The sequence below is a fragment of the Frigoribacterium sp. PvP121 genome, from assembly GCF_017833115.1.
Classification (GTDB): domain Bacteria; phylum Actinomycetota; class Actinomycetes; order Actinomycetales; family Microbacteriaceae; genus Frigoribacterium; species Frigoribacterium endophyticum.
Map to the genome: position 1 here is coordinate 1,304,208 of NZ_JAFIBR010000001.1, position 23,404 is coordinate 1,327,611.

Below are 23,404 nucleotides of genomic sequence, written 5' to 3' on the forward strand. Positions count from 1 at the left end.
AACGGGTAGCAGGTCGGTCACGGGGCGGAGATCCTGCGAGGTCGACGCGGTAGCCGCCGGAGGCGCCGGCACGGAGCGGGCGCGCCCCGGTGATCGCGGCTCAGACCTGGGGAAGGTCGAGGGAGGCTGAGAGGTGCATCCCCGTGGAGCGTCCTCGCGGCGTCAGTGGAACGGGCAGCGGGACGGCGCTCCGGCGGCTCGGATCCGTCCGCCGGACGACGGCTTCGTCGGCAGTCGCCGGCGGTCGACCGAGAGTCCCTCGTCGAGGATCGTCAGGCGGGGGTCGCTGAGGGCCGTGACCGCGGCGGCGAGGCCCGCGATCGCGAGCTTCTCGCCCGGGCACCGGTGGCCCGCGGCCGGGTCCCCGCCACCGTGCGGGACGAACGTCGTGATCGACTCGTAGTCGTCGACATCGACGAAGCGCTCCGGATCGAACTCGGAGGCGCGGTGCCAGGACGCGTCGTCGGTGTCGGTGCCGAGGATGTCGAGCAGCACCCGGCACCCAGCCGGCAGTCGCTGCCCGTCGAGCTCCACGTCGTCCCGCGCCCAGCCCGGCAGCATCGGCACGAACGGTGCAGTCCTCCGGACTTCCTGCGCGAAGGCGACGGCGAGAGGCCCGCCGGTCAGGGTCCCGCGCTCCGCGCCCTCCGCGGCGATCCGCCCCCGCCACTCCGGGTGGTCGTGCAGTTCCCCCGCCGCGAACGCGACGAAGCGGGCCACGGCGATCATCGGGCGGATGCTGTTCTGCAGCTCGATCCCCGCCAGCTTCGCGGGCAGCAGGGCACCCTCGCGGTCGCGGTGCCAGGCCCACTCGTGCAGAGCTGTCCCCGCGTCGGGCTCGAGAGTGCCGGCACGGACAGCCTCCACGAGGTGTCGAGCGTGACGGTCCGACCACGCGCGGTTCGCCGCCGCGAGCAGGTACTCAGGGGAGTACGGCACGCCGAAGCCGTCGACGATCTGTGCGAGGCGCGCGGACCATCGGGTCCGTGCTGCCGCCGTCCCGGGCAGGCCCGCCCAGGTCATGCTCGCTCGCCCGAAGGCTCCGACGGCCGCGTCGTAGGCGGAGCGTCGACCGCCGGCCAGCCACTCGTCGACCTCACGGCGCCACTCGCGCTCGAGCAGCGGCGTCAGCCGTGCGACCTGCTCATCCTCGTAGGCGACGTCGAGGAAGGTCGCCTTCCGGTGCCGGTGCTCCGCCTCGTCGAGGCTGTGGACCGACCCCCGGCCGAACAGCGTCTGCTGGACGACCGCGGGCATGGCTCCGTGCCGTGCGATCCGCTGCTCGTCGTAGAACAGCTCGACGGCCTCGGCGCCGCGCACGAGCAACGCCGGCCGCCCGAGGAGCCGGAGAGGCACGGCACGCGCACCCGAGCGGGTGCGGCCCCACAGTCGGGCGCCGAAGCCGTAGCCCCGGGTGAGCACGGAGAGGGAGTCGTCACGCAGCGGATTCGTCAGGGCAGTCGAGTCGGACATGCGGCCATCGTGCCCCCACTCGCGAGTTCAGGACCGGCGCGGAGGCAGCGTGAGGATCTCGGCGCCGTCGTCGGTGACGAGCACCGTGTGCTCGCTGTGCGCCGTGGCGCACCCCGTGGCGCTGCGCAGCGTCCAGCCGTCGGGGTCGGTGACGAGCTGGTCGGTGTCGGCCATCACCCACGGCTCGAGGGCGAGCAGCAGGCCTGGTCGGAGGCGGTAGCCGCGCCCCGGGCGGCCGTCGTTGGCGACGTGAGGATCTTGGTGCATCGTCGATCCGATGCCGTGCCCGCCGAACTCGAGGTTGACGGCGTAGCCGGCGTCGGTCAGGACGGTGCCGATCGCGTGGGAGAGGTCGCCCACCCTGGCACCGGGGCGGACGGCCGCGGTGCCGGCGGCGAGTGCCCGCTCGGTCGCCGCGATCAGCGCCGTGGCCTCGGGTGCGGCCTGGCCGACGACGAAGCTCACCGCGGAGTCGGCGGCGACGCCGTCGAGGGAGACCGCGAGGTCGAGGGTCACCAGGTCGCCGTCGACGAGGCGCTGTGCCCGGGGCTTCCCGTGCAGCACGGCGTCGCCGACGGAGGTGCAGAGGTGGTGCCCGAAAAGGCCGCTGCCGAACGAGGGGGCGTAGTCGACGTAGCAGGAGTCGGCGCTGGCTCGGTCGATGAGCTCGCGAGCCCAGGCGTCGAGCTCGAGGAGGTCGGTGCCCACCTCGGCCCGGGAGCGGAGGGTGTCGAGGATGCTGCCGACCAGGGCCCCGCTCCGACGGGCTCGGTCGATCTCGGCCGGGGCGAGGATCTCGATCACGGGGGCTCCCAGGGGTCAGGTCGTCGAGGTGCGAAGGGCGCACCGTCCACGGTCGGTATTGTTATCCCGGTAAGACTATCCCGCCCCGGAGCCCGTCGGCTACCATCGCCCCATGGTCCGCCTCCCGCTCACGCCCGCCGAGATCGAGCGTGGCCGCCGGCTCGGTGCCGTGCTGCGCCGCACGAGGGGCGAGCGCCCCCTCCTCGAGACCGCCCTGGCCGCGGGGATCTCGCCGGAGACCCTCCGCAAGATCGAGTCCGGTCGCGTCGCCACGCCGGCGTTCGCGACGATCGCCTCCGTCGCTCGCGTCCTGGCGATCTCACTCGACGCGCTCTGGGCAGACGTCGAACTGCCGGACGTCGAGGCGCCAGGCAGCCTCCTCGGCAGCGGTACCTCCGGCAGTCGCCCGGCCCTCGCCTCCTGACGTCGTCGCGGCGCTCCGCGACGGAGAGGGCCGACGTCGACGTCACCGAGCTCGTCGTGCACCCTGCCGCGCAGCGCTGACCGCGGCGACGTCGGCCTCGAACAGTGCCGGGTCGAGCGGCGCCAGGTTGAGCAGGACGTCGACCTGGCCGTCCAGAGCACCGCGCACGCCGGTCGCGGTGTGGTCGATGACCTGATCGGAGCCGGCGGAACGGACGGCGTCGGCGCTGCGGGGGCTCGCGGTGGCGACGACGTGGGCGCCGAGTCGCTTCGCGAGCTGGATCGCGTACTCGCCGACGACGCCGCCCGCGCCGATGACGAGGAGCCGCTGGCCGGCCTGCAGCTCGCCGCGTGCTCCTCGCCGACGGCGGCAACCGGTCGATCACCACGGAGACGACGTGCGACCGCCCCGCGGGGTGACCACTGACGTCGTGGTCGCCTCACGGGGCGGTCGGAGGTGCTGATGCGGTGCTACTCGGTCGGGGCGACCGCCAGGGTGCGGCGGTGACGGGCGGCGACCAGCAGGCCGCCTCCGACGAGGAGCAGGAGAGCTGCACCGATGACGCCCTGGCCGGCCTCTGCGCCGGTGTAGGCGAGACCCGTCGGCCGGACGACGGGCGCCGCCGGGGTCACGACGGGCGGCACCGCGGCGGCGGGGGCTGCGACGAGGCTGAAGGCGACCACGTTCGAGAACTCGGACACGCCTCCCGCCTCGTCGACGGCACCGTCGGACGTGAGCTCGGCGGCGACGGCCTGGGCCACGTAGTCACCGGGCAGCAGCGAGACGGTGATCGTCCAGTTGCCGGCGTCGTCGACCAGGATCGGGTCGCCGAGGTCGGTGAGGTAGAACCGGCCCTCGGCAGGGGACTCGAGGTCCGTGCCGTCGAAGAACGACTGCTCGGCGACGGTCAGGACGATGCCCGAGCCGACCGGACCGGTGCCGGAGACGGTGACCGTCCCGCCCGAGACGACCTGCCCCTCCGTCGGGCTGGTGATCACCGGCGTCGGTGTCAGGACGACGACCTCGTCGACGACGGTGACCTCGGCCGTGAGGACGATGCCTGAGCGCACGCCGGTGAGGGTGATCGTGTAGTCGTCGGGAGCGACGGTGTCCGTGAACACCAGGGTGTCGGCGTAGGCGCCGAGGTCGTTCTCCGCGTAGTAGTTCAGGTCACGGTCGGCGAGCTCGACGGCGGCTCCGTCAGAGTCCGTGACGACCGTGCGCACCTCTTCGCCGGGGCTGAAGCCCGTCGCGGCGACCGCGATCCCGGTCGTCGTGGCCTGCTCGACGGTCACCTCGTCCGGGGTCGCGGTCACCGTCTGTGCGATGGCGGGCACGGGAGGCTGCGCGAAGGTGAAGGCGATCGAGAGACGACCGACCTGGGCGTCCGGGTCCGTCTGGGTGACGGTGGCGCCCGACCCGAGCGAACCGGGCGCGAGGTCGAGGAAGGTCGTGGGCACCGAGTACGCCCCGCTCGGGTCCGCGACGGCGGTGCCGGCGACCGAGTTGCCGAGGGCCTTGTTGCTGTAGGTGACCGTGACCGTGCTGCCGGGCTGCGCCGTGCCGGTGAAGACCGGAGTCGTCGTGTCGACGACCTCACCGGTGCCGGGCGAGGTCACGGTGAAGGGGAACGAGGGGTTCGGCGCGACCGCGAGCTCGAACGTGTACGCCGACGGCGTCACCTCGGGGTCGGCGACGCCGGACTGCGAGTCGGCGCCGGAGACGGTCGCCACGACGGTCGTCTCACCGGGGGGCAGCTGCCCGAAGTTGGCGTTGACGGAGAACGACCCGTCAGCGTTGTGGGTCGTGCCGCTGAACAGGGCCTGGGCGGCCGTGCCCGTGCCGATGTCGTACGTGAGCACGAGGTCGTCGGCCGTGGGGAGGCCCGTCCCCGATATCGGCACGACCTGGGGGAGGCCTGCCGTGTTGTCGTAGGTGGACCCGGGAGCCGGCGACGTGATCGTCACGGGAGCCGCGGCGGAGGCGGGGCCCGCGGCGAGCAGGACACCTCCGAGTGCGAGTGCGAGGGCCGTCGGCACAGCGACGAGGCCCCTGGTGGCTGATGAGCGCAAAGGAGTGCTTTCTGTCGGAACGGATACATGCGTCATTGCAAGTCCGTCGGGGCCCAGCACCTCGACGAGCAGAAGAGGGCCTCGGCCCCTGTCGAGAAGCTATCAGTTGCTCACGTTCTTGAGGAGACGAGTTCTGGCACCTGGTCGCCGCACCTACCGGCGGCTCGTCAGCTGCACCCGGTCGTGCGTCTGGACTGCGAAGTGCTGCCCCGGGTAGCGGAGGCCCGCGAAGTACATGTTCGTGTGGGCGACGATCTGTTCGCCGGTGATGACGACGCCGTCGTGCTCGGCGTCGGTGGTGGTGTGGGCGTCCGACACCAGGGTCACGTCGAAGCCCCGCACGGCCGCCGCCTGCGTCGTCGTCCGGACGCAGTAGTCGGTCTGGGCGCCGGAGACGACGAGGTGCTCCGCCCCCAGGCGCTCGAGCACCTCGGCGAGGTCCGTGCCGACGAACGAGTCGCGGCGGTCCTTGCGGACGAGCGGCTCGTCGTCCGCCCGGGCGAGCGGCGGAGCCAGCTGCCAGTCGTCGGTGCCCTCGGGGAAGTCGTCGTGGTCCTGCACCCAGACCACGGGCACGCCCTCCGCCCTCGCCCGGTCCACGAGACGGGCGGTCCGCTCGAGGACGGCGTCGGCGTCGACGCACCCGACGACGACGCCCCGCTGGAGGTCGATGACGAGGAGGGCGGTGGCGGAGGTCATGCCGCGAGCATCCCAGCGCGGGGCCTCGCGCCGCAACGTCACCGCGGGCGGCCGGCCGGGCCGACGCCCCCGGACCGACGCGGAGCACGCGCGAAGTGGGGCCGTCACGGAGCTCCGCGGTGCCCTATCTTCGTCACGGCCCACCTCGGGCCGAGCCCCCGACGAAGGACGACCGTGCCCGGCCCTGCCCCCGCCCCCGACGCCCTCCCCGCCCCGGCCCCGTCAGCCGGCGCGCTGACCGGCACCGCGCCTCCGCCCGTCCGCGGCCTGCGCCGGTTCGGCCGGCCGCCGCGCGTGATGGGCGTCGACGTCGCCCGCGGCGTCGCCGTGATCGGCATGATCGGGGCCCACGTCGGGGTTACCCAGGCGTTCCGCTGGGGCGACGTCAGCACCTGGACCGACCTCGTCCACGGCCGCTCCTCGCTCCTCTTCGCCCTCGTCGCGGGCATCTCGATCGCGCTCCTCACCGGTGGGCGCACCGTCCCGGCCCCCGAGCGCCTGCTGCGCCTGCGCCTGCTGCTCGTGGGCCGCGGCGCCGTGGTCTTCGCCCTCGGCGTCGCGCTCGAGCTGCTGGGCACCGGCATCGCGGTCATCCTCACCCTCTACGGCGTCCTGTTCGTCGCCGTCGTCCCGTTCCTCCGGTGGCGGCGTCGCCACCTCTTGATCACCGCCGCGCTGCTCGCCCTCGTGGGGCCGTTCGCCCTGACGGTGCTCGGGTACGTGGCCGTCGACGCCTACGGGCCCGGCATCGACCTCGTGCTCTTCGGCAGCTACCCGGTCACCGTCTGGCTCGCCCTGCTGCTGACCGGCCTCGCGATCGGGCGCAGCGACCTGCTCTCGCGCCGCACGGCCCTGCGGCTGCTCGTCGTCGGCGTAGCCCTCTGCGCGGTCGGCTACGGCGTCGCGGGGCTGACCGGGAGGTCCGCCGCGTCGTCGTCCGGCTCCAGCTCGTCGTCGTCGTACGAGGAGGGCGTCACCGTGCCGGGCGGCGACCTCGACCTCACCGACTGGACCTGCTGGTCGTCGCCCGACTACGTCGACTGCTACCCCGACAGCGCCGACGTCTCCGGCAGCAGCGAGTCGACCGTGTCGTTCACGCCGACCGACGCCGGCACGGGCGCCGTCGAGCAGCTCGGCGTGCTGGCGGAGATCCTGCCCGACAGCGGCGTCGTCGACGCGGTCGTCGACGCGTCGCCGCACTCCGGCGGGTCGGCCGAGATCGTGGGCAGCGGCGGCTTCGCCATGGCGATCGTGGGAGGCGCGCTGCTGCTGAGCAGGCCGCTGCGGTGGGTCCTGCTGCCGGTCGCCGCGCTCGGCTCGATGCCGCTGAGCGCCTACGCGGCGCACGTCGTCGTGATCGCGGTGACGCTGGGAGCGGCCGGCACCGCGCCGGACGACGCGCTCTGGGTCGTCCTCTCCCTGTCGCTCCTCGTGGCCAGCACGCTGTGGGTGCAGGTCGTGGGGCGAGGCCCGCTCGAACGGCTGGCGGCCGCGGGTGCCCGGGCCATGGCGGGAGACCCCCGCCGGCCTACTCCGCGGGCGGAGCCGCCTCGAGAGGCGCCTCGACCAGACGCGCCGTGACGCTGACGACCACCTCGTCGGCGTCGGTGCCGAGCTCCGCCACCGTCTGACGGATCACGTCGGCGGCCCGCGCGAGGGTCTGCGGGGTGGGCACCGCCACGTCGGTGGCGACGTGCGCGGCGACGGAGAGCAGGCCGCCGGAGCGGTCGACGTCGACGAGGCCGGTGGGCTCCGCGAGCTCGAGCCCCTCGGCGACCAGGGTGACGGCCGCCTCGACGACGGGGTGGGCGTCGAAGACGTCGACGACGCCGCGGGCACCGCGCAGCGCCCGGGTCAGGGCGCGCGACAGGGCCTGGTCGGTCTCGGCCGTCTCGGGGGCGTCCAGCATCTCGTCGGTCATCTCCGCGCCTCCTCGGTGTCTGTGTCGGTGGGGCCGCCGTCGGGGCCCCCGCCGGAGCCGGTGCCCGTGCCGCGGTCGCCCGGCAGCCACACGTCGTCGACCGTCACGTCGACCGCGGTCACGGCGAGCTCGGTGTGCAGCCCGAGCGTCGCGGCCACGCGGTCGCGCAGCTGGTCGGCCACGGCGTTGAGGTCGAGCCCGTAGCGCACCGCCGCCGTGACCCGCACGACGACGGGCGCTCCCGCCGTGTCGACGTCGCCGTCGAACGAGGTCGAGCTGAGCAGGACCCCGTCGACGTCGTCGCCGGCTCGGCGCACGAGCCCGCGCGCCGCGGCCTCGGTGACGCTCAGCTTGGTCGCCGGGTCGGGGTGCCCGACCGGGATGTCGCGGCCGCCCACGACCTCATGCCGGATGGTCTCGAGCAGGCCGGTGATCCAGGTGTCGTCACGATCGGGCTCACGCTCGGCCTCGCGCTCGAGGGAGGCGTGCGAGAGACGCGTCACCCGGTCGAGCGCCTGCAGGTAGAGACGGCACTCGGCGGACCCCTCGATGCGCGGGTCGCGCGGTGTCCGGCCACGGTCGAGGTAGTCGGCGAGCTCGTCGACGGGCACGCCGTCCACCAGCTCTGCCGCGTCGAGGGGCGCGGAGTCGTCGATCGGTGTCATCGCCATGCCTCCATCTCGCCCATCAGGAAGACCCGTGCCCGGGCGATCTGCCCGCGCACGGTCGAGGTCGGCAGGTCGAGGGCCTGCGCGATCTCGGCGTACGAGTAGCCCGCGGTCTCGCGCAGCAACCAGCAGCGTCGCTGGTCGAGGGGCAGCTTGTCGAGCGCCGACCACATCGCGTCGAGCTGGAGGCGCGTCTCGACCTGCCGGTCGGGGGCCTCCGAGCGCGGTGCCGGGCGCTCGTACGCGTCGACGTCGTCGTGGTCGCGGCGCACCCGCAGCCGGTCGATGCTCCGGTTGCCGACGATGCGCATCAGCCACGCCCGGAGCGTGCCCGGGTCGTCGAGGTCGCCGAGCCGACGCCAGGCGACGAGGAAGGCCTCCTGCACGACGTCGTCGGTCTCGACGTCGGAGCCGAGCAGCCGGCCGGCCAGCACGCGCATCAGGGGGCCGTGACGCCGGGCGATCACCTCGAAGGCGTGCACGTCGCCGTCCCGGGCACGCGTCGCGAGCGTGCCGTCCGAGGCGTCGAGGAGCGGGTCGTCGGCGATGGTGTCGACCTCCCGGGCGATCGGGCGGGGTGCGGTGCACCTCGCCGGGCGGGGCTCGTGCCCGCGGCGGAGCGCGGGAGGGTGACCCGCGCTGCTGTCGTTGCTACCACGGCGTGCTGGGCGGGCGGCGGGTCCTGGCCGCTGGTCGAGTCCGGGGGCGACGCGATCCGCGCCTCCCGGACCGCGCTCCCGGGCCGCGGCCCGGGCCGCGCTCCCGGCCCGCGCCTCCTCACCGGGTGCGCGACCCGTCGGGGCGGACGACCCGGTCCGCCCGCGTTCTGGGGTGCCGCCACGACCTGTCGATCTCGCCGGTAGACACGAATCATCCTCACTGCACGACGGATCCGTGACGAACCTGCCACGTCGCACGTCCTGTCAGTGGTGCCCGCCCGAGGGCGTGCGCACCGGAGAGGAACCGAGCATGACCACGTACAAGACGCTCGCCGTCGCCCCTGCACCCGCCGACGGCCCGGGCGCCTCCGACCGACCCCGCCGGGCCAGCGCGTCCGGCACCGACCCCGACGAGGCCTGCCTGCACTACGAGCAGGTCTGGGGCGGACGCGGCTTCCGGGCCCAGGCCGTCGACGAGGCGTTCACGTACCGCTGCTCGTCGGTCGACGACGGGCGCGTCACCCTCCTCACGTCGACCTTCGGCGGCCGGCTGCACGGCGAGGTGCCGTGGCCCGACCGCTACGCCGTCGGCTGGTTCCGCGAGGGAGCCGGGTCCGTCGACCACCGCCGGGGCGGTCACCGCAGCCGCGCCTCCGACCCCTTCCCGCTGCCCACCGAGCTGCCCTACGAGCTGCGGCTGTCGCCGCACGTGCAGCACGTCGTGCAGGTCGAGCCGGCCTTCCTGGAGCAGACCGCCCGCGAGCGCCACGGCGGCCCGGCCCAGCTCGTCGTGCTCGACGGCTCGGAGGCCCCCGCGCCCGAGGCGGTGCAGGGGTGGAGGCGCGCCCTGGCGGCCGTCACCGGCCCGCTCGTCGAGGTGGGCACGTCGCCGCTCCTCCGTGCCGAGGCGCAGCTCGTGCTCGTCCACGCGATCCTCGACCTCTTCCCCTGGAGCGTCTCGGACGTGCCCGCCACCGTCCGCTCGGTCGGCCCGGGCCGCCTCCGCGACGCCGTGGACTTCGTCCACGAGCACGCGCACGAGCCGATCACGCCGTCCGACGTCGCGGCGGCCGCGGGGCTGCACCCCCGCACCCTGCAGCAGTCGATGAGCCGCCAGCTCGGGGCCTCGCCCGCGGCCTACGTGCGGCAGGTCCGCCTCGACCGCGTCCACGCCGAGCTGCTCCGCGCCGCCCCGCGGGAGGTCCACGTCGCCGACGTCGCGACCCGGTGGGGCTTCGGCAACCTCGGCCGGTTCTCGGCCTCCTACGCCCGCCGGTTCGGCGAGCAGCCGCGGGAGACCCTGCGGAGATGACGGAAGCGCGGGCGAGATGTCCGGGAAGTGAGTGTCCTCACCACGCTTCCTGACAGCAGCCTGAACGGCCGTGACACCTGACCACGTCGATGCGTCTGAATGATGAGTCCCACCGACGGGAACACCGCACCACCACCCGGTGGGGCGCCACCAGCACGAGAAGGAGACAGACCATGACCAACGTCACCCCCGCCACCAGCACCAGCACCGCTGCCGCCAAGCACACCGGCGACGCCGCCGGCAAGAACACCATCGCCGAGGGCGTCGTCTCGAAGGTCGCCGGCATCGCGGCCCGTGAGGTCCCCGGCGTGCACGACCTGGGCAACGGCGCCGCCCGTGCCATCGGCGCGATCCGCAACGCCATCAACCAGCAGGACCGCGGCCAGGGCGTCTCGGTCGAGGTCGGCGAGAAGCAGGTCGCGGCCGACATCATCATCGTCGCCGAGTACCCCGTCGAGCTCCAGAAGGTCGCCGACGACGTCCGCAAGTCGGTCACCGACGCCATCTCGCAGGTCGTCGGCATGGAGGTCACCGAGGTCAACGTGACCGTCTCCGACGTCTACATCCCGTCGGACGACAACGACGACGCCGACGACAGCCGCGTCCAGTGACCGCGACCACCCGAGGCATGCTCGTCGGCGCGGTCCTCGCGCTGACGGCCCTGCAGTTCGGCTTCGGAGGCCTCCTCCTGGTCGCCCTCGCACTCGTGATCGGCTACTTCGTCGGTCGCTTCACCGAGGGCAAGCTGGACGTCCGCGGTGTCGCGGACGCCCTCCGCGGGCGGCGGTCCTCGTGACCGCGGCGGTGACGGCCGACCAGGCCTCCCACGGCCGCACCGTGATCACGTCGCGCGCCGTGCGCCGTGTGGTGTCGGCCGTCACCGCGGAGGCACTGGACGCGAAGGCGTCCGACGTGTCCGTGGAGCTGTCCGACCGTGACGGCGGGCTCACCCTCGTCGCCAAGGCCCCCGTGCGGCTCACCCCGCTCGGCGTGCCGAACCGCACGGCGGGCACCCTGCTGGACCGGCTCACGTCGGCCCAGTCCACCATCCGGCAGCGCGTCCTGCAGCTGACCGGCACCGAAGTCGAACGCGTCGACCTGCAGGTCACCGGCGCCGAGCTCAGCCAGAGGAGGCGGGTCTCATGAGCACCAGCAGCACCTACCGCCGCGTCCTCCGGCGTGAGACGCACTCGTCGAGGTCCGGCGTCGCCGTGACCCTGGCCGTCCTGCTCGTCCTGGTCTTCGCCTGGATCGGCACGGAGTCCGTGCTCGCCGCGCTCGGCACCGCGCCCCTGCTCGTCGCCCCGGCCGACGCCGCCTCGGCCGTGCTCGGCGCGGCCGGCGCCCCGGTCGGAGCGCTCACCGCGATCGGTGCCGTCGTCGCGATCGTCGGCCTCGTGCTGATCGTCGTGTCGCTGGCCCCCGGCCGTCGTGGTCGCCGTGCCGCCACGGCGGACCGCACCGCCGCCGTGGTCGACGACCGAGTCATCGCCCGGTCGCTCGCCCGCACGGCGAGCTTCGCCGGCGACGTGCACCCCGACCGCGTGACCGTCAGCGTGGGCAAGAAGGTCGCACTCGTCGAGATCGACCCCGTCTCGGGCCGCACCGCCGACCTGCGCAGCATCGAGGAGGCCGTCCGCGGCGAGATCTCGAGCTACGACTACTCGCCGACGCTCCGCCCCCGCGTGAAGCTGTCCAAGAAGAAGGGGAAGGTCGGTCGATGAACGACACCAACCGCGCTCTCAACCGCATCGTCGTCTTCGTCGTCGGCCTCGTGCTCCTCCTCGCCGGCGCCGCCGTCGCGGTGGGCGCCCTGTGGCCCGACGTGCAGCAGACGGTCTCGGACGGCGCGTCCGACGCGACCGGCCCGGTCACGGACGCCCTCTCGGGCGGCCAGGTCTGGATCCTCTGGGTGACGGCCGCGGCCTGCCTCGTGCTGGCCCTCCTGCTGGTCGTCTTCATCGTCCGTCAGGGCGGCGGGCGCACCAGCACCCTGCTCGACCTCTCCGAGGCCGACGGCAGCCACTCGCCGACCGGCGGGCACGTCGTGGTCGACGCCAAGGTCGCCGCCGACGTGCTCGAGGAGGCGCTGTCGAGCACGCCCGGCGTGCTCGCCGCCGACGTCGTCGCCTTCCGCGTCAAGGGCGAGAACGTGCTCCGCGTGACCGTCGACGCCCGCCGCGGCGCCTCGCCGGTCGACCTCCGTCGCGCCGTCGACGAGGCCGTCGCCCGCTGGGACGAGCTGCTCGGCACGGTCACCCCCGTCGTCGTGCAGATCAACGGCGGGCTCCGCACGCAGATGTCCGGAGCGACGCGGCTCGACTGAGCACCGCCCGGCACGACGCACCCGCACCACCGACGCGGCCCTCGACCTCGACCGAGGGCGAGGGCCGCTCTCGGTCCCAGGACCTCCCACCCGTACTTCTTCCAGAGCCGCACCCGCGGCCGACCGCCCGAGAAGGGGCCGCACCATGAGCACCAGCGCCACCCACCACGTCACCCGGATCGACCTCGACTCCCTCGGGCCGGTCGACGCCTCGTCGCCCGAGGCCGCCCTCGAGCGCACGATCGCGCTCACCGTCCTCGGCACGACGGGCGTCCACGCCCTCGGCACCCCCTCGGCGCGCCTCGTCGGCGCCGTCCGGTCGCGCCTCGGCGCGGGCGGCGTGACCGGCGTGACCGTGACGCAGGCCTCGACCGGCCTCCAGGTCGACGTGGCCCTCGTGGCGGAGTACCCGACCAACGTCACGGAGCTCGCCGAGAAGGTGCGCACGCAGGTCGGCCACGCGGTCGGCCAGCTCGACGGCGAGCCCGTCACGGTCGACGTGTCGGTGGTCGACGTGCACGGTCCGTTCGACGACGTCGCCCCCGCCGACGACGACTCGGCCGACCCTGACGACGCCGGGTCGCGGCGCGAGGCGGACCCCGAGGAGTCGCGGGTCGAGGAGGGCGCACCGGCCGACGACCAGAGGTCGCTCGGTGACCGTGCCGCAGGCCTCGCCGACTCGGCGCGGAACGCGATCGCCGACGCCATCGACGGCACGGCCGACGCGGTGGACGACGCGGCCGGCGAGGCCCGCGACGCCGCGGCCCGTGACGCCTCCGCCCGTGACCCGAAGGCGGAGCCGGTCGCCCACGACGACGCGGCCGCGGCCGAGTGGGAGCGCGCGGCCGACGGTCACGACGACGGTGACCGCACCGGCCCCGTCGAGGCCGAGCGCGACGCCGCGGACGCGGCGGTCGACGCCGCCGAGGCGGCTGCCCGCGCCGCGGAGGCCGCGGCCGACGCCGCCCGTGCCGCCGCCGCCGACGACGACGCCCGCCGGGCCTGACCCGGCCCCCGCACTAAGAGACCCGCACTGACCCGACCACACGCAGGAGGAACGACGATGTTCGGACGACGCACCACGACCAGCCGCCGACCGCACCGCCCCCGGGCGGTCTGGTGGGCCCTCGCCACCGGCGTGGTGGTCTGCCTGCTCGTCGTGGGCGGGGTCTTCCTGCCGGTGCTCGCCCTCATCGGCGCGGCCGACGGCGGCACCGCCGGGGCGCTCGACGTGCCCGTCGGGTCGATCGCGGGCGCGGCGGCCGTGGGCTTCCTGCTCGCGCTGGCGCTGCTCGGCCTGGTGTTCCTCTCCCGGCACGGCGCCCTCGCCTGGGTGCTGGCGGTCGCGGCGGTCGTCTCGACGCTGCTCGTGTCGCTCTGGCCGCTCTTCGCCACCGCCCTCGCCGGGGTCGACCAGGCTCGTGACGTGTGGCCCTTCATCCAGGACCTCGTGGCGCGGGCGGGCGTCGGCGGCTGACCCGCGCCTCCGGCACCTCCCTCGAGTGGTCGCGATCTGCTCCTCCCCGCCCCGGGGGAGAGCAGATCGCGACCACTCGGCCGTGGGGCGGGTCTCAGGACGTGAGGCGGAGGAGGACGACCACGACGACGACGAGCGCACCGGCGCCCGCGACCGCGGCGACGACCCTCGCGCGCACGACGCCGGCGGCGGCCGCCGGCACCGTCCACAGCATCGGGACGAGCAGCCAGTCGAGCAGACGGAGATCGGCTGCCGGCCCGGTGAGCAGACCCGACCCCGCCCCGGCGATCAGGGCCGCCTGGGCGACGAGGAGCACCGCCAGGGCGGCGGAGAAGACCCCGGAGAACCTGCTGCCCCGCTGACGCGTCCGGACGAACGCCCTGACGACGAGGGCAGCGACCAGGCAGGCGACGAGGATGCCGCCGGCGAGGGCCAGGAGGACGACGCCGAGCCCCTCCCAGCCGCTCGGCGACGCGACGACGGCCACGACGAGCACGACGACGACGGTCGCGAGGCCGGCGAGGACGCCCGAGGCCACGGCGGCGAGCGACCGCCCGACCGTCAGCGGCACGGCGTCGACGGTGCCCCGCCAGCCGCCGCCGCGGAGCGCGGGCGGGAGGGTCGAGAGGTCGGGGAGGCCCTCCGGCCCCCGGTCGTCGTCGGTCATCTGCTGCTCCCCGCTGCCGGGCCCCCGGCCCGTCGCCCCGACGCTAGCGCAGCGGCGCCGAGTGGTCACGATCTGCTCCTCCCGGCCCCAGATCGGAGCAGATCGTGACCTCTCGATCGTCGGCGGGTCAGGAGTCGCGGGGCGGCCGAGCGAGGTCGGCCAGCGCCGTCACCGTCGGCGTGCCGCCCGGCGGTCTGCCCACCAGCCAGCGGCGACGACTGCTTCGCGGTGCTGGAACGCCCTCAGGGTCGGCATCCCCTCGGGTGCCGGTCGCCGGGCCTTGTCGAAGAACGACCCCGCGACGGCGGCGAGCACGGCGTCGACGTCCTCGGCGGGCACGTCGGCCAGCAGGCGGTGCGACCGGAGGGCGGCCTCGACGTCGACGCGCTCGCCGCGCACGAGCACGTCGAGCAGGTAGAGGGCGCCGTCGATCCAGCGGGCGCCGACCGCGGCCCACGGCCAGTCGACGAGCCAGGCGGCGCCGCCGGCGTCGACGAGCACGTTGTCGGCGCGGCCGTCGAGGTGCAGCAGGTGGTCGCCCGCGGCGGCCTCGGCGGCCCGCGCGGCCGCCGCACGGAGCTCCGGGAGGTCGCGGCGCACCTCGTCCGGGAGCGCGTCGAGCGCGCCGTCCGCCTCGAGCCGGTCCCAGCCGGCCGCCTCGCCGCCGAGTTCGTCGGCGGCCTCGGGCAGGCCCTCGAACGCGATCGACCCCCGGGCCACGGGCAGCGTCGCGAACGCGTCCAGGACAGCGTCGACGTCGGAGCCGTCGCGCGCCTCCCCGGGGTGCCGCCCCTCGACGTCGTCGAGGACGAGCGCGACCCAGTCGTCGGTGACCCACGACCCGAGCAGGGCGGGGGCCCGCACGGTCGCGGGCAGCGCCTCGGCGACGGCCAGCTCCCGTCGGTGCAGGTCGGCCGTGTCGGGGCTGCGGCGCCGGTCGGCCGTCTTGACGAAAGCTCGGCGTCCGTCCGCGGCGACGACGCGGTCGGCGCTGCCCGGTGAGAACCCGGCGACCTGGCTGACGGCGGTCACGACGGGGCTGCCGAGCACCCCGGCGACCGTCTCTCGCAGCTCGACGGGCAGGTCGTCCCAGCGGGCACGTGACGGCGTGGAGTCCATCGGCCCACGCTAGCGCGCAGCGAGCGGCGGGCCAGGGCGGGTCAGGAGTCGCGGGGCGGCCGAGCGAGGTCGGCCAGCGCCTCGAGCGCCTCGCGGATCGCGGCGTCGGGTCGTTCGTCGTCGCTCTCGACGGCCCACCAGCGGAGGGCGGCGTACGTGGCGGCGCTCAGCGCGTCGGCGAGGACGACGATCCGGACCGTCCCGACGAGGTCGGGGCGGCGCTCGGCGATGAAGGCCGCGAGCGTCGTGGAGCGGCTGCCCATCCGCGAGCCCACCTGCGTCAGCAGCTCCGGGTGCGCGGCGATGATGCGCAGCCGGGCCCGCGTCGCGGCGAGGTCGAGAGCCGGCACCGCGAGGCCGGCGACGAACGCGTCGCCGTAGGCCCCGAGGAGGTCGCCGCCGGGCGGGCTCGACCGGAGCCTGCGCTGCATCTCGTCGCCGACCGGCTCGGCGCCGTCCCACACCAGGTCGGCCTTCGTGGGGAAGTAGCGGAACAGGCTGCGGCGTCCGATGCCGGCCGCCTCGGCGACGTCGGCCATGCTGACCGCGTCGTAGCCGCGCTCCTCGAAGAGGGCGACGGCGGTCCGGGCGAGCGCCGCGGGGTCGATCTCGGCGGGGCGGCCGCGGGTCGGCCGGTCGCCCGCGGAGGCGGGAGCGTCGGCGTCGGCGGTCGGGGGCACGGTCCGAGGGTACCGGCGGTGCCGACGGTCCCGGTGACTGTCTCGCGGAAAGTACTTGTCAATCCGGAAAGTACTTGCCTAGAGTGGAGGCAGACGGACGGGCACCGAGGCCCGGCCACCACCGAAGGAGCCCCTCATGAGCACCGAGATCCCCGCCTCCGCCTCCGCCCCCAGCCCCGACGAGGCCCGCCGCCTGCTCGCCGAGGCCCACGCGACCGGCCGGCTCACGACCGCCGCCGCCGGCTGGCCCGCCGTCGCCGTGATGCTCTCGCTCGGCACCGCCGTCTCGATGGGCACCCTCGCGATGGGCCTCACGGCCGGCGCGAACTACCTCGTCGCCCTCGTCGGCCTCCTCGCGTGGGTGCTCGTCGTCATCGTCTTCCAGCTCGCGGTGATGCGCTCGACCGCGGCCGGCGCCTCGCGCCGCTGGATCGGCTTCATCGTCGCGCTCTTCGTCGTCTACGTGCCGGCGATGATCGTCGTCGCGGGCTCGCAGGGGGAGGCGGTCGTCGCGACGTGCCTGCTGGCCGGGGCCCTCATGGCGATCACCGTGGGCTTCGCGGCCGTCGAGGCCCGGGAGGCCCGGCGATGAGCGATCCGCACCCGCGACTCCGCCTCTCCGAGGTGCTGCACCAGCCGGTGCGCTTCTCGATCACGGCCGCGCTGGCGGCCGCCGACCAGCTCGACTTCGGCGATCTGCGCGACGCCGTGCAGGTGACCGACTCCGCCCTCAGCAAGCAGATCAGCACGCTCGAGACGGCCGGTTTCGTCAGGGTCAAGAAAGGCTTCGTCGGCAAGCGGCCGCGCACGACGCTGTCGCTCACCGCGGCGGGGCGCACGGCGTGGGCCGAGCACCTGGCGACCCTCCGCGAGATCGCCGCCGGCTGAGCCGCTCGCCCGGCGGCCCGCCCGCCCGGCCGCGCCTCGACCGCCCGCGGGTGCACGATGGGGCGGCGGCGCCCTCGCCGCCCCGACGGAAGGACCACGCCCGTGCAGATCGACCTGACCGGCAAGACCGCCCTCGTGACCGGCTCGACCCAGGGCATCGGCCGCGCGATCGCGCTCGGCCTCGCCCGCTCGGGCGCGACGGTCGCGGTGAACGGGCGCACCGCCTCCCGCGTCGACGACGCGATCGCGGGGCTCCTCGACGACGCACCGGGCGCCTCCTTCACGGCCGCCCCCGGTGACGTCTCGACGGCGGAGGGCGCGCTCGCGGTGCAGGGCCTCGTGCCCGAGGTCGACGTGCTCGTCAACAACCTGGGCGTCTTCGGCTCGGCCGACCCGCTCTCGATCGACGACGACGAGTGGCGGCGCTACTTCGAGGTGAACGTGCTGTCGGCCGTGCGCCTGACCCGCCTCTACCTGCCCGGCATGACGGGCGCCGGCTGGGGCCGCGTGCTGAACATCGCGAGCGACTCGGCGATCGTCACGCCGGTCGAGATGATCCACTACGGCATGTCGAAGACGTCGCTGCTGGCCGTGTCGCGCGGCTTCGCGAAGGCGGCGGCGGGCACCGGCGTCACCGTCAACTCGGTCATCGCCGGGCCGACCCACACCGACGGCGTCGAGGACTTCGTCTACGAGCTCGTGCCCCGCGACCTGCCGTGGGAGGAGGCGCAGCACCGCTTCATGGTCGAGCACCGGCCGCAGTCGCTGCTGCAGCGGCTGATCGAGCCGGAGGAGATCGCGAACATGGTCGTCTACCTCGCCTCGCCGCTCGCGTCGGCCACGACGGGCGGGGCGCTGCGGGTCGACGGCGGGTACGTCGACTCGATCCTGCCCTGAGGCGCGGGCGCGGCGCGCCGGCGCGGCGTCGAGGTGACCCGTCCTGTGGCCTCGACGAGCGTCAGGGCCCAGGACGAGTCACCTCGACGTCCGGGCGACGCCGCCGCGCCTCAGCGCACGCGCCGCCCGTCGACCAGGTGCACGACGGCCACGTCGGGCCCGCGCAGCGACGCGTCGTGCGTCGCCTCGACGACCGTCGCCCCGCGGGCCAGCTCGGCGTCGACCGCCCGCCGGATCGCCGCCGTCGCCGCCGCGTCGACCCCGGCGGTCGGCTCGTCGAGCAGCAGGAGCTCGGCCCGCCGAGCCAGCCCCTGCGCGACCAGCGCGCGCTGGCGCTGACCGCCCGAGAGGCTCGCGAGCGGCCGCCCGGCGAGCCCGACGATGTCGAGCGCCTCGAGGCTCTCGTCGACGATCGCGCGGTCGCTCCGGCGCAGCGGGCGCCAGGCACCGCGATCGGCCCAGCGCCCCATCGACACGGTCTCGCGCACCGTGATCGGCAGTCGGTCGGTGACGGCGCTCCGCTGCACCACGACCGCCGTCGTCCGCCCGCGGGGCCGCTCGACGGTGCCCGACAGGTCGTCGTGCGTGCCGGCCAGCACGCTCAGCAGCGTCGACTTGCCCGAGCCGTTCGGCCCGACGAGCACGGTCAACCGCCCCCGCGCGACGTCGACCGACACGTCGTCGAGCGCCACGGCCCCGTCGTGCCGGGCCGTCACGCGGATCAGCCGGGCCAGGGGAGGGGCGTCGAGGCCGGGGGAGGCGCGGGTCGGGTCGAGCGGGGCAGCGGCGAGATCGGAGACGGTCACATGAGAATCATAACGAGAATCGTTTTCATGTAGGGTCGGCGAGTGATGTTCCTCCTCGAGCCCTTCTCCACGGCCTTCCTGCTGCGCGCCCTCGTCGGCGGCGTGCTGGTCGCCGCGCTGTGCGGCGTCGTGGGCACCTGGGTCGTCGTCCGCGGCGCGGCCTTCCTCGGCGAGGCCATGGCTCACGGGGTGCTGCCCGGTGTCGCGACCGCCGCCCTGCTCGGCCTGCCGCCGGTGCTCGGCGCCGCCGTCAGCGCGAGCGTCATGACCGCCGGGGTGGGCATCGCCTCCCGCCGCTCGCGGGTCTCGCCCGACACGGCCATCGGCCTGCTCTACGTCGCCCTGCTCAGCCTCGGCGTCGTGATCGTCTCGCGCTCCCGGTCGTTCGCCACCGACCTCACCGCCGTGCTCTTCGGCGACGTGCTCGCGATCGACGCCGGCGACCTGGTCTTCCTGGCCGTCGCCCTCGTCGTCGCGGTCGCGGTCGTCGTCGCGTTCCACCGACCGTTCGTCGCCCTCGCCTTCGACCCCCGGGTGGCGCGCACCTCGGGCCTCCGGCCGCAGCTCGCCCAGGTGGTGCTCATCGGGCTGGTCACGCTCGTCGTGGTGGCGTCGTACCAGGCCGTCGGCAGCCTGCTCGTCGTCGGCCTGCTGCTCGGCCCCGCGGTCGCGGCCGGCCACTGGATGCGCCGCATCCCGACCACCATGCTGCTCGCCGCCGCCCTCGGCGCCGTCGCCGTCGTCGTCGGGCTCCTCGTCTCCTGGCACGCCTCCACGGCGGCCGGCGCGAGCATCGCGTTCGTCGCGGTGGCCCTCACGGCCGTGTCGGCGGCGGTCCGCGCGACGGCCACGCGCCTCCGGCGCCCCTCCACCTCCGACGCGCACGGCGCGTCGACCGCCCTGCCCGCCCCGACCCCGAAGGAGACGGTCCACCCGTGACCTCGCGCCCCGCCCGCCCCTCCCGCCGCCCCTCCCGCCGCCCCGCCCGCTCGTCGACCGCCCGTCGCCGCGCCCTCCTCCTGCCCGTGGCCGTCGCGTCCGCGCTCGCGCTCGCCGCGTGCGGCAGCGGCCCCGCGACCGACACCGACGCCGACGCCGCCGACCCCGACGCCGCCGCGACCGCCACCACGGGGGCAGGCCACGGCTTCGTGGAGGGCGCCGACGAGCTCCAGGAGCCGCAGCTCCGCCTCGTCGCCCTCGCCGACGGCGCCCTGACCGCCCTCGACCCCGCGACCGAGCAGAGCGTCACCCTCGCCGCGGGCGTCGACGCGACCCGGCTCGGCACCGACGGCCGGTACGTCCTGGCGTCGACCGACGACGGCGTCGTGACCCTCGTCGACGGCGGAGCCTGGACGGTGCCGCACGGCGACCACTCCCACTACTACCTGGCCGACCCGCGCGTCGTCGCGGAGCCCGGCGAGATCGACGGCGGCGACGGAGCGGGGGAGGCGCGGATCGCCTCGAGCGCCTCGCTCACGGCCGTCGCCTTCGACGGCTCGGGGACGGGCGTCGTGCTCGACGGCGAGGCGCTGGCCGACGGCGAGCTCGACGAGCGGGCGCGGGTCGAGGGACTCGGTGCCGAGGGCGTGCTCGTGCCCCTCGGCGGCCTGCTGGTCGCGAGCACCGCGACGGGCGCCGCCGGCGAGGACGTGGCCGACGCCGTCCGGGTCCTCACGGCCGACGGCGACGAGGTCGACGGCGCCCTCGCCTCCTGCCCCGACCTGCGCGGCGCCGCCGCGACCCGGGTCGGCGTCGTCGTGGGCTGCTCCGACGGCGCCGTGCTCGTGACCGAGGGCGACGACGGGGCGTCCGCGGCGGTCGAGCGCGTCCCGTACCCCGCGGGCACCGCCCCCGCCGACGTCGCGACCGCGTTCGAGCAGCGCCCCGGGCGACCCGACCTCGCGGCCGTCGCCGGCACCCGCGGCGCCTGGCTGCTCGACGCCCGGGCCCGCGCCTGGACCCTGATCGAGACTCCCCAGCCGCTGCTGCGTGCGACCGCGGTCGGCGACCCCGACGACACGGTCGTCGGGGTCGACGCCTCCGGGCGCGTGGTCGTCCTGTCGCCCGACGGGCTCGTGGCGCAGACCGAGCCGCTGCTCGCCGGCGACCTCGTCGACGGCGCCCTGCCCGAGGGCGTGCGGCTCGAGGTCGACGCCTCGCGCAGCTACGTGGCCTCGCCCTCGACCGGCCGGGTGCACGAGATCGACCACGCCGACGCGGCCCGCGTCGCGCGCAGCTTCGCCCTGCCGGCGAGCCTCCTGGTGGAGACGGGCCGATGAGCGCCGTGCGCACCGCCCTCGCCGCCGCCGTCGCGGCGGGCGCCCTGCTCGCCGCCGCCGGCTGCACGGCCGCCGGCACGGGCGCCGCCGGCACCGACGACCGGCCGCGCGTCGTCGTGACGACGAACGTCCTCGGCGACGTCGTCGGCGAGCTCGTCGGCGACCAGGTCGACGTCGTCACCCTGATGCCCCCGGGCGCCGACCCGCACTCCGTCGAGATCTCCGCCCGCGAGGCGGCCGAGATGCTCGACGCCGACCTCGTCGTCTCGAACGGCCTCGGCCTCGAGGAGGGGCTGCAGCAGCACGTCGACGCCGCGGGGGCGGCGGGCGTGCCGGTCGTCGCAGCGGGCGACCTGATCGAGCCGCTCGCCTACGTCGACGGCGACGCGGAGGGCGAGCCCGACCCGCACCTCTGGACCGACACGGGGCGCGTGCTCGACGTCGTCGACGGGCTCGAGCCCGTGCTGGCGACCGAGGTCGACGGGATCGACGTCGACCGCCTGACCGCCGCCACCGCCTCGTATCGGGCCGAGCTCGAGACGCTCGACGCCGAGCTGACCGCGACGTTCGCGGCGATCCCGGCCGAGCGCCGCGCGCTCGTGACGAACCACCACGTCTTCGGCTACCTCGCCGAGCGCTGGGGCTTCCGGGTCGTCGGGGCGGTGCTGCCGAGCGGCACGACCCTGGCCGCGCCGAGCGCCTCCGACCTCGCCGACCTCACCGAGGCGATCGAGGAGGCGGGGGTCGCCACGATCTTCGCCGACTCGTCCCAGCCCGACCGGCTGGTGCAGGTGCTCGCCGACGAGGCCGACGTCGACGTCGAGGTCGTCGCCCTGCACACCGAGTCGCTCAGCGCCCCCGGCGGGGGCGCCGCCACGTACCTCGAGATGATGCGCTCGAACGAGCAGCTCATCTCGCACGGCCTGTCTCCCTGACCGGCCGCCACCCCGAAGGAAGGACCCCATGACCCAGCGACACCAGCGACACCCGCGACGCCGTCGAGGCCTGGCCGGGCTCGCGCTCACGGCCGGCGCGGCCCTCGCCCTCACCGCCTGCTCCGGAGGCGCGGGCACCGACGCCGAGGCCGGCGCGGGCTCCGAGGCCGGCGGCACCACCGCCTCCGCCGCGCAGCCCCGCGTGGCCCTCACCTACGACGGCGGGCTGCTCGTGCTCGACGCCGACACCCTCGAGCAGCGGGCCGACATCGAGCTGGCCGGCTTCAACCGCGTCAACTCGTCCGGCGACGGGCGCCACGTGCTCGTCTCCACCACCGACGGCTTCCAGGTGCTCGACACGGGCGCCTGGACCACGGCCGACGGTGAGCACCGCGTCGCCGAGCCCGAGCTGACCGACCTCGTCTTCGACGCTCCGACCCCCGGCCACGTGGTGCGCCACGGTGACAAGACGATCCTCTTCTCCGACGGCACGGGCGAGACGACGGTCTTCGACACCGCCGACCTGCTCGACGCCCCGTCGACCGGCGAGCTGCCCGAGACGGAGCAGATCCCGGCGCCCGAGGCCCACCACGGCGTCTCGATCGAGCTCGAGGACGGCACCCTGCTGACCACCATCGGCGACAGCGAGGGCCGCACCGGCGTGCGGGCGCTCGACGCCGACCGCGAGGAGACCGCGCGCAGCGAGGAGTGCCCGTCGGTGCACGGCGAGGGCACCACCGCCGACGAGGTCGCCGTCTTCGGCTGCAGCGACGGCGTGCTCGTCTACGACGACGGCACGTTCACGAAGCTGCCCGCCGCCGACGCCTACGGCCGCACGGGCAACGCGTACGTCACCGACTCGTCGCCGGTGATGTTCGGCGACTACAACTCGGACCCCGACGCCGAGGGCTACGAGCTCACGCAGCTGACGATGGTCGACACCGCGGCGAAGTCGTCGAGCGTCGTCGACCTGCCCGAGGGCGTCGCGTACACCTGGAAGGGCGTCGCCCGCACCGCCGACGACGACGTGCTCGTGCTCGGCACCGACGGCGCGCTGCACCGCCTCGACGGCGAGACCGGCGAGGCGACCGACTCGTGGCCGGTCATCGACCCGTGGGTCGGCCCGGTCGAGTGGCAGGACTCGCACCCGAGCCTGACCGTGGTCGGCGACTCGGCGTACGTGACCGACGCGTCGACGCGCTCGATCCACCGCGTCGACGCGGCGACCGGCGAGGTGCTGGCCTCGGCCGAGCTGCCGGCCGCGCCGAACGAGATCGCCGTCGTCACGGGCTGACGCC

At 75.1% G+C, this 23,404-nt stretch carries 28 protein-coding genes; 17 read left to right on the top strand and 11 right to left on the bottom strand.

Annotated features, from left to right (window positions below; all coding sequences use genetic code 11):
• Positions 1 to 162 precede the first annotated feature (162 nt).
• Complete coding sequence (locus tag JOE43_RS06110; protein WP_209515823.1) at positions 163 to 1,473, bottom strand: cytochrome P450; 1,311 nt, start codon at positions 1,471 to 1,473, stop codon at positions 163 to 165.
• A 27-nt stretch (positions 1,474 to 1,500) separates the two neighbouring features.
• Positions 1,501 to 2,277, bottom strand: a complete 777-nt coding sequence (map, locus tag JOE43_RS06115) for a type I methionyl aminopeptidase (protein ID WP_209515826.1) — start codon at positions 2,275 to 2,277, stop codon at positions 1,501 to 1,503.
• Positions 2,278 to 2,389: 112 nt separating this feature from the next.
• On the opposite strand from map, the gene JOE43_RS06120 reads away from it, so the two are divergent.
• Positions 2,390 to 2,701: a helix-turn-helix domain-containing protein gene (locus tag JOE43_RS06120; protein WP_209515829.1), complete on the top strand. Its 312-nt coding sequence runs from the start codon at positions 2,390 to 2,392 to the stop codon at positions 2,699 to 2,701.
• Between the two features lie 470 nt (positions 2,702 to 3,171).
• Here the strand turns inward: JOE43_RS06120 and JOE43_RS06125 are convergent, their stop codons facing one another.
• Positions 3,172 to 4,668 (bottom strand): hypothetical protein, encoded by a 1,497-nt coding sequence (locus JOE43_RS06125; RefSeq protein WP_209515834.1) that lies wholly within the window; start codon positions 4,666 to 4,668, stop codon positions 3,172 to 3,174.
• 258 nt (positions 4,669 to 4,926) lie between these two features.
• Positions 4,927 to 5,472 (bottom strand): cysteine hydrolase family protein, encoded by a 546-nt coding sequence (locus JOE43_RS06130; RefSeq protein ID WP_209515837.1) that lies wholly within the window; start codon positions 5,470 to 5,472, stop codon positions 4,927 to 4,929.
• 174 nt (positions 5,473 to 5,646) lie between these two features.
• On the opposite strand from JOE43_RS06130, the gene JOE43_RS06135 reads away from it, so the two are divergent.
• The gene (locus tag JOE43_RS06135; RefSeq protein WP_307803260.1) at positions 5,647 to 7,053 is read left to right on the top strand and encodes a heparan-alpha-glucosaminide N-acetyltransferase domain-containing protein; all 1,407 of its coding nucleotides are present in this window, start codon (positions 5,647 to 5,649) and stop codon (positions 7,051 to 7,053) included.
• Here JOE43_RS06135 and JOE43_RS06140 read toward each other — a convergent pair.
• From JOE43_RS06140 to JOE43_RS06150, 3 genes are read right to left on the bottom strand one after another with little or no spacing between them, the layout of a single operon-like run.
• On the bottom strand, positions 7,001 to 7,393 hold the full coding sequence (locus JOE43_RS06140) for a hypothetical protein (RefSeq protein ID WP_209515840.1): 393 nt from the start codon (positions 7,391 to 7,393) through the stop codon (positions 7,001 to 7,003). The two genes, JOE43_RS06135 and JOE43_RS06140, sit on opposite strands and share 53 nt — an antisense overlap.
• On the bottom strand, positions 7,390 to 8,058 hold the full coding sequence (locus JOE43_RS06145) for an Asp23/Gls24 family envelope stress response protein (protein ID WP_209515843.1): 669 nt from the start codon (positions 8,056 to 8,058) through the stop codon (positions 7,390 to 7,392). The genes JOE43_RS06140 and JOE43_RS06145 overlap by 4 nt, the downstream gene beginning before the upstream one ends.
• Complete coding sequence (locus tag JOE43_RS06150) at positions 8,055 to 8,630, bottom strand: sigma-70 family RNA polymerase sigma factor (protein ID WP_307803422.1); 576 nt, start codon at positions 8,628 to 8,630, stop codon at positions 8,055 to 8,057. Before JOE43_RS06150 ends, JOE43_RS06145 begins: the two co-directional genes overlap by 4 nt.
• Before the next feature lie 400 nt (positions 8,631 to 9,030).
• Between JOE43_RS06150 and JOE43_RS06155 the strand changes: the two genes are divergently transcribed.
• The 8 genes from JOE43_RS06155 (at position 9,031) to JOE43_RS06190 (ending at position 13,835) form a co-directional block, all read left to right on the top strand.
• Positions 9,031 to 10,032, top strand: coding sequence for a helix-turn-helix transcriptional regulator (locus JOE43_RS06155; protein ID WP_209515846.1), 1,002 nt, complete (start codon positions 9,031 to 9,033; stop codon positions 10,030 to 10,032).
• Positions 10,033 to 10,205: 173 nt separating this feature from the next.
• On the top strand, positions 10,206 to 10,643 hold the full coding sequence (locus tag JOE43_RS06160; RefSeq protein WP_209515848.1) for an Asp23/Gls24 family envelope stress response protein: 438 nt from the start codon (positions 10,206 to 10,208) through the stop codon (positions 10,641 to 10,643).
• Positions 10,640 to 10,828, top strand: a complete 189-nt coding sequence (locus tag JOE43_RS06165) for a DUF2273 domain-containing protein (RefSeq protein ID WP_056052392.1) — start codon at positions 10,640 to 10,642, stop codon at positions 10,826 to 10,828. The genes JOE43_RS06160 and JOE43_RS06165 overlap by 4 nt, the downstream gene beginning before the upstream one ends.
• On the top strand, positions 10,825 to 11,178 hold the full coding sequence (locus tag JOE43_RS06170; protein WP_209515851.1) for a hypothetical protein: 354 nt from the start codon (positions 10,825 to 10,827) through the stop codon (positions 11,176 to 11,178). Before JOE43_RS06165 ends, JOE43_RS06170 begins: the two co-directional genes overlap by 4 nt.
• Positions 11,175 to 11,756: a DUF6286 domain-containing protein gene (locus JOE43_RS06175; RefSeq protein WP_209515853.1), complete on the top strand. Its 582-nt coding sequence runs from the start codon at positions 11,175 to 11,177 to the stop codon at positions 11,754 to 11,756. Before JOE43_RS06170 ends, JOE43_RS06175 begins: the two co-directional genes overlap by 4 nt.
• Positions 11,753 to 12,358, top strand: a complete 606-nt coding sequence (locus JOE43_RS06180; protein ID WP_209515855.1) for a hypothetical protein — start codon at positions 11,753 to 11,755, stop codon at positions 12,356 to 12,358. The genes JOE43_RS06175 and JOE43_RS06180 overlap by 4 nt, the downstream gene beginning before the upstream one ends.
• Positions 12,359 to 12,503: 145 nt before the next feature.
• Positions 12,504 to 13,364 carry an Asp23/Gls24 family envelope stress response protein gene (locus tag JOE43_RS06185; RefSeq protein WP_209515858.1) on the top strand — a complete coding sequence of 287 codons (861 nt, stop codon included), beginning with the start codon at positions 12,504 to 12,506 and terminating at the stop codon, positions 13,362 to 13,364.
• 57 nt (positions 13,365 to 13,421) lie between these two features.
• Positions 13,422 to 13,835, top strand: coding sequence for a hypothetical protein (locus JOE43_RS06190; protein ID WP_209515861.1), 414 nt, complete (start codon positions 13,422 to 13,424; stop codon positions 13,833 to 13,835).
• 94 nt (positions 13,836 to 13,929) lie between these two features.
• Here the strand turns inward: JOE43_RS06190 and JOE43_RS06195 are convergent, their stop codons facing one another.
• The 3 genes from JOE43_RS06195 to JOE43_RS16145 all read right to left on the bottom strand — a co-directional run bounded on the left by JOE43_RS06195 (position 13,930) and on the right by JOE43_RS16145 (position 16,301).
• Complete coding sequence (locus tag JOE43_RS06195; RefSeq protein WP_209515864.1) at positions 13,930 to 14,502, bottom strand: hypothetical protein; 573 nt, start codon at positions 14,500 to 14,502, stop codon at positions 13,930 to 13,932.
• Positions 14,503 to 14,670: 168 nt separating this feature from the next.
• Positions 14,671 to 15,621 (bottom strand): aminoglycoside phosphotransferase family protein, encoded by a 951-nt coding sequence (locus tag JOE43_RS06200; protein ID WP_209515867.1) that lies wholly within the window; start codon positions 15,619 to 15,621, stop codon positions 14,671 to 14,673.
• Positions 15,622 to 15,662: 41 nt separating this feature from the next.
• The gene (locus JOE43_RS16145; RefSeq protein WP_209515870.1) at positions 15,663 to 16,301 is read right to left on the bottom strand and encodes a TetR/AcrR family transcriptional regulator; all 639 of its coding nucleotides are present in this window, start codon (positions 16,299 to 16,301) and stop codon (positions 15,663 to 15,665) included.
• A 136-nt stretch (positions 16,302 to 16,437) separates the two neighbouring features.
• Between JOE43_RS16145 and JOE43_RS06210 the strand changes: the two genes are divergently transcribed.
• The 3 genes from JOE43_RS06210 (at position 16,438) to JOE43_RS06220 (ending at position 18,086) form a co-directional block, all read left to right on the top strand.
• Complete coding sequence (locus JOE43_RS06210; protein ID WP_209515873.1) at positions 16,438 to 16,893, top strand: hypothetical protein; 456 nt, start codon at positions 16,438 to 16,440, stop codon at positions 16,891 to 16,893.
• Entirely contained in the window at positions 16,890 to 17,189 is a 300-nt protein-coding gene (locus tag JOE43_RS06215; protein ID WP_056052422.1) for a transcriptional regulator, read from the top strand. Before JOE43_RS06210 ends, JOE43_RS06215 begins: the two co-directional genes overlap by 4 nt.
• Positions 17,190 to 17,291: 102 nt before the next feature.
• Positions 17,292 to 18,086, top strand: a complete 795-nt coding sequence (locus tag JOE43_RS06220) for an SDR family NAD(P)-dependent oxidoreductase (RefSeq protein WP_209515876.1) — start codon at positions 17,292 to 17,294, stop codon at positions 18,084 to 18,086.
• A gap of 110 nt (positions 18,087 to 18,196) precedes the next feature.
• On the opposite strand, the gene aztA is transcribed toward JOE43_RS06220, so the two are convergent.
• Positions 18,197 to 18,892, bottom strand: coding sequence for a zinc ABC transporter ATP-binding protein AztA (gene aztA, locus JOE43_RS06225; RefSeq protein WP_307803261.1), 696 nt, complete (start codon positions 18,890 to 18,892; stop codon positions 18,197 to 18,199).
• A gap of 45 nt (positions 18,893 to 18,937) precedes the next feature.
• Here aztA and aztB point away from each other — a divergent pair, with 45 nt between their 5' ends.
• From aztB to aztD, 4 genes are read left to right on the top strand one after another with little or no spacing between them, the layout of a single operon-like run.
• Complete coding sequence (aztB, locus tag JOE43_RS06230) at positions 18,938 to 19,831, top strand: zinc ABC transporter permease AztB (protein ID WP_245187396.1); 894 nt, start codon at positions 18,938 to 18,940, stop codon at positions 19,829 to 19,831.
• Complete coding sequence (locus JOE43_RS06235) at positions 19,828 to 21,171, top strand: ABC transporter (RefSeq protein WP_209515892.1); 1,344 nt, start codon at positions 19,828 to 19,830, stop codon at positions 21,169 to 21,171. The genes aztB and JOE43_RS06235 overlap by 4 nt, the downstream gene beginning before the upstream one ends.
• A 5-nt stretch (positions 21,172 to 21,176) precedes the next feature.
• Positions 21,177 to 22,106: a zinc ABC transporter substrate-binding protein AztC gene (aztC, locus tag JOE43_RS06240; protein WP_209519096.1), complete on the top strand. Its 930-nt coding sequence runs from the start codon at positions 21,177 to 21,179 to the stop codon at positions 22,104 to 22,106.
• Positions 22,107 to 22,134: 28 nt separating this feature from the next.
• The gene (gene aztD, locus JOE43_RS06245; protein WP_209515895.1) at positions 22,135 to 23,400 is read left to right on the top strand and encodes a zinc metallochaperone AztD; all 1,266 of its coding nucleotides are present in this window, start codon (positions 22,135 to 22,137) and stop codon (positions 23,398 to 23,400) included.
• Positions 23,401 to 23,404 lie beyond the last annotated feature (4 nt).